At 30.1% G+C, this 1,318-nt stretch carries 2 protein-coding genes; both read right to left on the bottom strand.

The features are described from left to right. Nucleotides 1-169 precede the first annotated feature (169 nt). The gene (locus AC1DSB_RS19410) at nt 170-544 is read right to left on the bottom strand and encodes a hypothetical protein (protein WP_477587430.1); all 375 of its coding nucleotides are present in this window, start codon (nt 542-544) and stop codon (nt 170-172) included. Between the two features lie 250 nt (nt 545-794). Next, nucleotides 795-1,085: a hypothetical protein gene (locus AC1DSB_RS19405; RefSeq protein WP_477533363.1), complete on the bottom strand. Its 291-nt coding sequence runs from the start codon at nt 1,083-1,085 to the stop codon at nt 795-797. Between the last annotated feature and the right edge of the window lie 233 nt (nt 1,086-1,318).

The raw sequence follows: 1,318 nt of genomic DNA, 5'->3' as shown, positions 1-1,318 counted from the left end.
ACCTGTATCTCCCTTTTTAAATACATTTTATTTGATTTGATTGTTCAACTAAACTGCCCCGTTAGTTCAATAAGAAAAGGGCTGCAAAGCAACTCAATGATCTTCAACTAAAGCACCCGTTAGTTGAATAAGGATTTACTGTTAGGAAACGAATAGTCAAACATTGCCCTTATTCTAATTTCAGTTTTTTTAATTTGGAAAACTTTTCATCATAGTTGGCTCTTTCAGTTAAATGATGAATCCATTTCATTGCCTTTTCTAATTCTTCATTCTCTAAAAAACTTTGAATAATAATTTTAATGTTAGAACTATAAGGATACTGTTCGTCTTTGCATAAATTTAGAGCATTTTCAAAATATATATTCGCTTTGTTTAAATCATTTAATTTACGATACATTAAACCAATATAAATTAATCCACTTCCCATTTCTAATTTTGAAAATGGCTCTTCTATTGCTAATTCCATTATTTTTATTGCTTTTTTTCTAAACCCGAAAATTTCGTAACGATTCGCTTTACTTACATATTTATCATATTTGTTCATTGTTGCTCACTCCCTAACAATACTACCTCTACCTTAACTTAAAGCAATTTACTACAATTATATCTCAGGTTACTTATTCAACTAAACTGCTGCGTAAGTTTAAGTGTAACATTTCACACAGGATCGCCGAAATCTACTTGATGTTTTGGACGTAAAAATAGACCATCGAAATGATGGTCTTGTTTAACTAAAGCACCCGTTAGTTGAATAAGAAAAACGCTTTTAACTCAACAAATCGCAAGTGTTCGTTTTAATTCAATTCCTTAGTCTCTTTATCTCTTATTATGATTTCATAAGGTATTTCTTCGATTAATAATTCTTCACTTTTAAGTTTAATTATCTCTTGTACATATTTTTCTATTTCTTTTACTTTTTCATCGGAATTCCACCACCACTTTGATCTTTCAAAATCTGTTTTGATGATAATCTGTAAAGGTTCTGGGTGGAAGGAATAGGCAAACCCTTTACATTCCTCAAAATTTTTAGCTGTTTCCTCGCTTACGGTCGTGTTCGTTCTTAGATTTTTTTGGCTTAAATACATTTCTAGCTACTAACAGTATCAGAAAAATAATAAGAAACAGCGTTACTATAGAGAATAGATACGTTCCTAATCCTGCCCAAACTCCTTCCTCAAATTCTTCTATGATATTATCTAGATTAAAGATAAGCCTGATAACAAAGTTTGAAATAAAAATAAATGCGGTCAAGATAGCAGTGTCTTTTATAATCTTCAATGTCAATAATCCATCCTTTTTTTACTATTCAACTTAATGT

It is taken from the genome of Paenisporosarcina sp. P4_E4_2, assembly GCF_056401595.1.
This window is presented reverse-complemented; position numbering and strand designations above follow the sequence as displayed.